This window comes from Streptomyces sp. E2N166 (genome assembly GCF_003671715.1).
Classification (GTDB): domain Bacteria; phylum Actinomycetota; class Actinomycetes; order Streptomycetales; family Streptomycetaceae; genus Streptomyces; species Streptomyces thinghirensis.
This window is the reverse complement of record NZ_RAIF01000027.1, coordinates 106,872-114,411: the sequence shown is the minus strand read 5'-3', so window position 1 is coordinate 114,411 and position 7,540 is coordinate 106,872. Positions and strand designations below refer to the sequence as shown.

The window sequence follows — 7,540 nt, the reverse complement described above, 5'->3', positions numbered from 1 at the left end:
GCACGATCTCCGCCCCCGCCGACGACTCCACCGTCTCCAGATTCAGCAGTTGTACGGCGCTCCGGCTGACCCGCTCCACCAGTGCCCCCGGCAGCCAGCCGCCGGTCACCAGGCGGGCCGCGCCGTCGGGTGCGAGGCGCCGGGCCACCTCTGCGGGGGTCGGCCGGGCGGCCGGGTCCTTGGCCAGGCACGCCGTCACCAGGTCCCGCAGCTCCGCCTCCGCCGCCCCGCCCGCTCCGCCGTCCAGGGCGCCGAGCTGCGGCTCCTCGTGGACGACCTTGTAGAGGAGGGCGGCCGAGGAGTCCCCCGGGAAGGGCGGCGCGCCCATCGCCGCGAAGGCGAGGACGGCGCCCAGCGAGAAGACGTCGGCCGCGCCCGTGACGCCCTTGCCGAGGATCTGCTCGGGGGACATGTAGCCGGGCGAGCCGATCGAGACGCCCGTGGAGGTCAGGGAGGCGGTGCCGTCCGTCGCGCGGGCGATGCCGAAATCGATCAGGAGAGGGCCGTCGAGGGTGAGGAGGACGTTGGACGGCTTCACGTCACGGTGGACGAGGCCCAGCTCGTGCACCGCCGCCAGCGCCTCGCCGAGGCCCGCGCCGAGCGCCCGTACCGAGTGGGCCGGCAGCGGGCCGCCGTCCGCGACGGCCGCCGTCAGGGACGGACCGGCCGCGTACGCCGTGGCGACCCACGGCACACGCGCCTCGGGATCCGCGTCCAGTACGGGTGCGGTCCAGGCGCCGCCCACCCTGCGCGCGGCGTCCACCTCGCGCCGGAAACGGGCCCGGAACTCCTCGTCGAGCGCGAAGTGCGGGTGCACGATCTTCACGGCGACGGTGCGGCCGCCGGAGCTGCGGCCCAGGTAGACCCGGCCCATGCCGCCGGAGCCCAGCCGGCCGAGCAGCCGGTAGGGCCCCACGACGGTGGGTTCGTCGACATCGAGCGGCTGCATGGCGCCCACCCCTCCCCCGTACGCCAGTACCTGGGAGCAGGGTAGTGGGCCTGCCGTGCCGGGGGCCCGGCGCGATCAGGGCTGGAGCAGGTCCACCTTCACGTCCGCCGGGAAGCCGGTGGTCGGGCCCACGCGGCGGGCGAACTCGGTGACCGCCTCCAGCTGCGGCGCGCCGAAGCGGAAGTCGAGGGTGGTGAAGTAGCGCGCGAGGGTCTCCTCGTCGAAGGCCTCCCAGCGGGCCGCCTGCTCGGCGACCTTTCCGACCTCCTCCAGGGAGAGGTTGCGGGAGGCGAGGAAGGCTTCGTGCACCTTGCGGGTGATGACCGGCTCGCGCTCCGCGTAGTCGCGCCGGGCCGCCCAGACCGCGAAGACGAACGGGAGGCCCGTCCACTCCTTCCACAGCGCGCCCAGATCGTGCACTTCGAGGCCGTAGCGCGGGCCGTCGATCATGTTGGCGCGCAGGGCCGCGTCGCCGATGAGGACGGCCGCGTCGGCCTCCTGCATCATCAGGCTCAGGTCGGGCGGGCAGGAGTAGTAGTCCGGCTGGACGCCGAAGCGCTCGGCGAGCAGCAGCTGGGCGAGGCGGACGGAGGTGCGCGAGGTGGAGCCGAGGGCGACGCGGGCGCCGTCCAGCCGGTCCAGCGGGACCTGCGAGACGATGACGCACGACATCACCGGGCCGTCGCAGCCGACGGCGATGTCGGGGAAGGCGACGAGGTCTTCGGCGTTCTTGAGGAATTCGACCAGGGTGACGGGACCGATGTCGAGGTCGCCCTGCACCAGCTGCTCGCTGAGCTTCTCCGGGGTGTCCTTCGTGAGCTCGAAGTCGAGGAGCGTGCCTGTTCTCGCGAGCCCCCAGTACAGGGGCAGGCAGTTCAGGAACTGGATGTGGCCGACGCGCGGCCGGGTGCGAGAATTGTCCACATCGCGAGGCTAGCCCTCCCCCGGCATCCGCCCGCCGCCGACCCCGGCGTCAGCCGAACGGCGGAGGTGTTCAAACATTCGGGTGAAGTGATCTTGGCCTCTGTTGCGCTCGGGTGCCTGCGTGCTAGGCTCACAGCAAGTTGCAGTTTGGTTTCCCTTGCAGTACAGAGCCTGCGGAGCATGTGACCGCGGGCTCTCGTCGTTCTCAGACGTATGCAGTTGTGCAGCATTCCAGTCTTCACACTTGCTGGTTCTGGAGCAGGGCAACCCTTTGGGCCCAAGGAGGGCTTATGGCTACCGGAACCGTGAAGTGGTTCAACGCCGAAAAGGGCTTTGGTTTCATCGCCCAGGAAGGCGGCGGCCCGGACGTCTTCGTCCACTACTCCGCGATCAATGCTCAGGGATTCCGTTCCCTCGAGGAGAACCAGCAGGTGTCCTTCGACGTCACGCAGGGTCCTAAGGGCCCGCAGGCGGAGAATGTCACTCCTGTCTGATTGACAGCAGTACCCAAGGAGCCCCGCGCCGGTTTCGGCGACGGGGCTCCTGCCCTTTCCGGGCCATCGCCCTTTCCGGGCCTTCCTTTCTGACTTCTCGGTGAATTCCGGCCGCAGCTCGTTCCGACGGCCGGCTGTCGGTGCCGGGCACTAGGGTCCCCGCCATGACCGACGACACCCGCCACGACACCGGACGCGACACCCGCCACGACACCGGCTTCCTGGACACCACCCGGGCCTTCTACGACGCCATCGCCGAGGACTACGCGGACCGCTTCCGCGCCACGGGCGCCGGCACACCGCTGGACCGGGCCCTGATGGGCGCCTTCGCCGAGCTGGTGGGACCGGAGGGGCGGGTGGCCGACCTGGGCTGCGGACCCGGCCGGGTCACCGCGCACCTCGCCTCGCTCGGCCTGCGGGCCTTCGGCCTCGACCTCTCCGCGTCGATGCTCGCGATCGCGCGCCGCGAGAATCCGGGCCTGCGGTTCGAGCAGGGCTCCATGCTGGAGCTGGAGCTGCCCGACGGCGCGCTCGCGGGGGCCGTCTCCTGGTACTCGTCGATCCACACCCCGTGGGAGCGGCTGCCTGACCTCTTCGCGGAGGTGCGGCGCGTGCTGGCCCCCGGCGGGCACCTGCTTCTCGCCTTCCAGGTCGGCGACGAGCCGAGCCGCCTCGACCAGCCCTTCGGCCACCCGGTCACCCTGGACTTCGAACGGCGGCGGCCGGAGCCGATGGCGGAGTTGCTGGAGGAGTCCGGTTTCACGGTCCTGTCCCGGACGGTGCGCGTGCAGGAGGAGGACACGTCCTCGAAGGTCCCGCAGGCCTGCCTGGTCGCCCGCCGCCGAGCGCACACCGGCCCAGGGGGTGCCGTACACCCCTAGGAAGTGCCGTACAGCCTCTCGACCGCCCCCGCGAAGTCCCGCATGATCACCTCGCGCCGGAGCTTCATCGAGGGGGTCAGATGGCCCTCCCACTCCGTGAAGTCCCTCGGCAGGACGGCGAAGCGGCGGATGGACTCCGGACGGGAGACGAGCTTGTTGGCCTCGTCGACCGCGCGCTGGAGCACCGCCAGTACCTCCTCGTCGTCGGTCAGCAACTCCGGCGGCACCGGGTGCTTGCCGTTCATGCGGCGCCAGTGGGTGACGCCGTCGGGGTCGAGGGTGAAAAGGGCGCTGACGTAGGGGCGGCGGTCGCCCAGGACGATGCACTGGGAGATCAGGGGGTGGGAGCGCAGCCAGTTCTCCAGCGGGGCCGGCGCGACGCTCTTGCCGCCCGCGGTGATCAGCAGTTCCTTCTTGCGGCCGGTGATCGTCAGGTATCCCTCGTCGTCCAGACTGCCGATGTCGCCGGTGGCGAACCAGCCGTCGGGGGCGGCCTGGACGACGCCGCCCGCCTGCGGGTCCCAGTAGCCGTGCAGGACCTGGTCGCCGGCGACCAGGATCTCGCCGTCGGCGGCGATCCGGACGCGGGTGCCGGGCAGCGGCCAGCCGACCGTGCCGAGGCGCGGCTTCAGCGGGGGCGTCACCGTCGCCGCGGCCGTCGTCTCGGTGAGGCCGTAGCCCTCGAAGATCTCGATGCCGGCCCCGGCGTAGAAGGCGGCCAGGCGGCGGCCGAGCGGTGAGCCGCCGCAGATGGCGTACCGGACCCGGCCGCCCATGGCGTTGCGGATCTTCCGGTAGACGAGGGGGTCGTAGAAGGAGCGGGCGGTCTTCAGGGCGCGGCCCGGGCCGCCGCCCCTGCCCGCCTGGCGGGCCTCCATGGCCTCGCCGTAGCGCTCGGCCACCGAGACGGCGCGGTCGAAGGCCGACGCCCGGCCGCCCGACTCCGCCTTGGCGCGGGCGCTGTTGAAGACCTTCTCCAGCATGTACGGGATGGTGAGGAGGCAGGTCGGGCGGAAGGCCGCCAGGTCGGGCAGCAGTTCCTCCGGCTTCAGGCTCGGCGCGTGGCCGAGGCGGACCCGGGCACGGACGCAGGCCACGGCGACCATGCGGCCGAAGACGTGGGACATGGGGAGGAAGAGCAGGACCGAGGGGTCGTCGCCCGTCCTGGCCTTGAAGACGGGGTAGAGCAGCTCGATCGCGTTGTCGACCTCGGCGAAGAAGTTCCCGTGGGTCAGCGCGCAGCCCTTCGGGCGGCCGGTGGTGCCCGAGGTGTAGATGAGGGTGGCGAGCGTGCTCGGGCTCAGCATGCCCCGGCGGACCTCCACCTCCGCGTCCGGCACCCGCTCACCCAGCTCGGCCAGTCGCTCCACATGGCCCTTCTCCATGACCCACAGGTGCTTGAGGTCGGGGATGCGGTCCAGTTCGGGGCCGAGGGCCGCGGCCTGCGCGCCGGTCTCGGTGACCAGGGTGACCGCGCCGGAGTCCTGGAGGATCCAGCGGGTCTGGAAGAGGGAGGAGGTCGGGTAGACGGGGACGGTGACCAGGCCGGCCGCCCACGCGGCGAAGTCGAGCAGCGTCCACTCGTACGTCGTCCGGGCCATGATCGCGATGCGGTCGCCCGGCGCCAGGCCCTCGGAGATCATGCCCTTGGCCACCGCCAGCACCTGTTCGGCGAACCCGGCCGCCGTCACGTCGGACCAGTCCCCGTCCGGCGATCTGCGGCTGAGGACCACCTGGTCCGCGGCCGCGGCCGCGTTGTCGAAGGGCAGGTCGGCGAGCGAGCCGCGCCGCGCCGGCGGGGCGAACGGTGGTACGTACGCCTCCCGTACGGCCCCGTCCAGCCGCCGCGTCTCGGGCGCCACCAGGGTGGGGCCGGGCGAGTCGGCGTAGGCGGCGGATGCGGCGAAGGAGGGAAGCGGGGTGGACACGGGCGGCTCCTGGGACGTGCAGCGGCGAGACTGCTTCTGCTGTCACTGGCTCGGCTGTCGCTGCTCTGCTGCATGACGTACGTGCCTCGCGCGCCGAGGCGTTCATCGCCGGGTTCCGCGGACATGGGTTACCGGCGGTCAGTGTCGGGATCGTACGGGGCCCTCGTGGGGAGTTCGTGCGGGTTCGGGGGTGGTCCCGCGCCGGACGTGTGCAGTCTCGGGGGTTACCTGCCAGTAGGTCACGTTCGTTCCAGTATGGCCGTGACGCCCTGACCGCCCGCCGCGCAGACGGAGATCAGGCCACGTCCGGGACCGCCCCGCTCGGCGAGCAGCCCGGCCAGCGTCACCACGATGCGGGCGCCGGTCGCGGCGAAGGGGTGACCGGTGGCGAGGGACGAGCCGGCCACGTTCAGGCGGGCCCGGTCCACCGGGGCCAGGCCCCGCTTCTCCCAGGCCGCCAGCGTGGCCAGCACCTGGGACGCGAACGCCTCGTGGATCTCGACCAGGTCGAAGTCCTCGATCCCGAGCCCGGCGCGCTCCAGCATGCGCGGAACCGCGTGCGCCGGGGCCATCAGCAACCCGTCCTCGCCGCCCGCGACGTCGCCGCCGACGAAGTCCACGGCCGCCGTCTCGTACGCCGTGAGGTGGGCGAGGGGTTCGAACCCGCGCGCCTCGGCCCACTCATCGCTCGCCAGCAGCACCGTCGCCGCGCCGTCCGTCAGGGGTGTCGAGTTGCCCGCCGTCATCGTGGGGTCGGGGCCCAGGAGACCGAACACGGGCTTCAGCGCGGCCAGTTTCTCCACCGTCGAGCCGGGACGCAGGTTCTGGTCGCGGGACAGGCCCCGGAAGGGGATCACCAGGTCCTGGAAGAAGCCGCGTTCGTACGCCGCCGCCAGCCGCCGGTGGCTCGTGGCGGCCAGTTCGTCCTGGGCCTCGCGGGTGACGCCCCAGGCCCGGGCGGTGACCGCGGCGTGCTCGCCCATCGACAGGCCGGTGCGCGGTTCGGCGTTGCGCGGGATGTCGGGGACCAGATGGCCCGGGCGGACCTTGGCCAGCGCTTTCATCCGGCCGCCGAGGGACTTCGCCCGGCGGGCCTCCAGCAGGACGCGGCGCAGGCGGTCGTTGACGCCCAGGGGCGCGTCGCTCGCCGTGTCCGCGCCGCCCGCGATCGCCGACCCGGTCTGGCCGAGGGCGATCTTGTTGGCGGCGGCGATCACGGCCTGGAGGCCGGTGCCGCAGGCCTGCTGGATGTCGTACGCCGGGGTGGACGGGTGCAGGGCCGAGCCGAGGACCGTCTCGCGGGCGAGATTGAAGTCGCGACTGTGCTTGAGGACCGCGCCGGCGACGAACTCACCGACCGCTCCCGGCCCTTGGAGGCCGTGGCGCTCGACCAGGCCGTCGAGGGCCGCGGTGAGCATCTCCTGGTTGGAGGCGGTGGCGTACGGCCCGTCGGAGCGGGCGAACGGGACGCGCGCGCCCGCGATGACCGCGACGCGGCGCGTCGGCTGCCGTGGCAGAGGGCTCATCTCGACCTGCTCCTCACCTGTGACATAGGCTTACCTCCGGTAACCTTACTCCAGAGTAAGCAAGTTTGAGCGCCTGTGGGCACTTGTGGGCACGACAGAGTCGTTGGGGAGACAGGACATGGCCGACCGCTATCTCAGCTTCACGGGCACCGCGCCCGGCCGCTTCCTCACCCGCCGGCTGGGACTCCCACAGCCCGCCCCACTCGAACGCCGCTCACTCACCGGCGGCCTGCTGCACCTCACCGCGGGCAAGTCGGATCTCGACCTCGCCTCCGTACTCACCCGCACGGGCCTCGGCCCGGACGACGCCGGACGCCCCGCCGCCGTCGTCCTCGACGCCACCGGCGTCCGGGACGTCGACTCGCTCGCCGAAGTGCACGCCGCGCTCCACCCCGTCGTACGGTCCGTCGCCGCGAGCGGCCGGGTGGTCGTGCTCGGCGCCCCGCTCGACCCCGCCGACCACCACCAGGCCGCCGCCCAGCAGGCGCTGGAGGGTTTCACGCGCTCGCTCGGCAAGGAGATCGGACGGGGCAGGACGGTCAACCTCGTCCGGCTCGGGGACGCCGACGCCGACGCCGCCGAGTCCACTCTGCGCTTCCTCCTCTCCCCCGCCTCCGCCTACGTCAGCGGCCAGGTGATCGAGGTCCAAGCGGCCGACGCCCCGGTCACCACCCCCGACGACTGGGACCTCCCCCTCGCCGGACGCACCGCACTGGTCACCGGCGCCGCACGCGGCATCGGCGCGGCGGTCGCCGCGACGCTGGCCGGGCAGGGCGCCCACGTCGTCGTCCTCGACGTGCCGCGGGCCGAGGAGGAGGCCCGGAAGGTGGCCGAGCGC

General features: G+C 72.6%; 7 protein-coding genes. 3 read left to right on the top strand and 4 right to left on the bottom strand.

The window, feature by feature from the left end; all coding sequences use genetic code 11:
* Together EBH09_RS21015 and EBH09_RS21010 are read right to left on the bottom strand one after the other, a co-directional pair.
* Window positions 1–949 (bottom strand): serine/threonine-protein kinase (locus tag EBH09_RS21015; protein WP_153182699.1); only part of this gene is annotated, 949 nt, incomplete at its 3' end.
* A gap of 75 nt (window positions 950–1,024) precedes the next feature.
* On the bottom strand, window positions 1,025–1,873 hold the full coding sequence (locus tag EBH09_RS21010; protein ID WP_121748529.1) for a menaquinone biosynthesis protein: 849 nt from the start codon (window positions 1,871–1,873) through the stop codon (window positions 1,025–1,027).
* A 290-nt stretch (window positions 1,874–2,163) separates the two neighbouring features.
* Between EBH09_RS21010 and EBH09_RS21005 the strand changes: the two genes are divergently transcribed.
* Both EBH09_RS21005 and EBH09_RS21000 read left to right on the top strand, forming a co-directional pair.
* Window positions 2,164–2,367, top strand: a complete 204-nt coding sequence (locus EBH09_RS21005; RefSeq protein ID WP_003974443.1) for a cold-shock protein — start codon at window positions 2,164–2,166, stop codon at window positions 2,365–2,367.
* A gap of 164 nt (window positions 2,368–2,531) precedes the next feature.
* Entirely contained in the window at window positions 2,532–3,248 is a 717-nt protein-coding gene (locus EBH09_RS21000) for a class I SAM-dependent methyltransferase (RefSeq protein ID WP_121748528.1), read from the top strand.
* On the opposite strand, the gene EBH09_RS20995 is transcribed toward EBH09_RS21000, so the two are convergent.
* Complete coding sequence (locus tag EBH09_RS20995) at window positions 3,245–5,176, bottom strand: AMP-dependent synthetase/ligase (protein WP_121748527.1); 1,932 nt, start codon at window positions 5,174–5,176, stop codon at window positions 3,245–3,247. The two genes, EBH09_RS21000 and EBH09_RS20995, sit on opposite strands and share 4 nt — an antisense overlap.
* A gap of 239 nt (window positions 5,177–5,415) precedes the next feature.
* Complete coding sequence (locus EBH09_RS20990; protein WP_121748526.1) at window positions 5,416–6,702, bottom strand: acetyl-CoA C-acetyltransferase; 1,287 nt, start codon at window positions 6,700–6,702, stop codon at window positions 5,416–5,418.
* Between the two features lie 118 nt (window positions 6,703–6,820).
* Between EBH09_RS20990 and EBH09_RS20985 the strand changes: the two genes are divergently transcribed.
* The coding region (locus EBH09_RS20985; RefSeq protein WP_121748525.1) for an SDR family NAD(P)-dependent oxidoreductase at window positions 6,821–7,540 on the top strand (720 nt) is incomplete at its 3' end.